At 43.1% G+C, this 367-nt stretch carries 1 pseudogene; it reads left to right on the top strand.

Annotation, left to right across the window (positions count from 1 at the left end):
* Positions 1-367 (top strand): annotated as a pseudogene (locus tag Phpb_RS09950) (lipase family protein); the annotation flags it as partial.

Below are 367 nucleotides of genomic sequence, written 5' to 3'. Positions count from 1 at the left end.
TGCATCACGGTAAAGTGGTTCATTTCTTTCAAGCCAACAGTTGCCCGGAATGGCTGATTTCCGCCCGGAATGCCTCTCTTATAACGGGTGTTGCTGAAAAAATATTGGATAACACCACAAAACTCTACTTAATTCCTGAGTTAAATCAGGAAACAGAAAAGGATTTTTCGCTGGCCGGTGAGCGGCAAAACGCGTTGTTTAATCAGCTCAGTCAACAAGAAAAAGACAAACTGTTTGTTGAAAACAGAAGTGCTGATTTGGAAGGCGGATTCGGTTTCTCTAACCATAGCTCGTATAAATATGCGGGTTATATTGACAAGCGCCTCAGAGAGTTATGTGAGCCGGATAAGATTACGGTCTGTCAGGA

Source organism: Photorhabdus namnaonensis (genome assembly GCF_001684335.1).
Classification (GTDB): Bacteria; Pseudomonadota; Gammaproteobacteria; order Enterobacterales; family Enterobacteriaceae; genus Photorhabdus; species Photorhabdus namnaonensis.
Note: the sequence above shows the minus strand (reverse complement) of the source record. Positions and strands in the feature narration are given on the sequence as shown.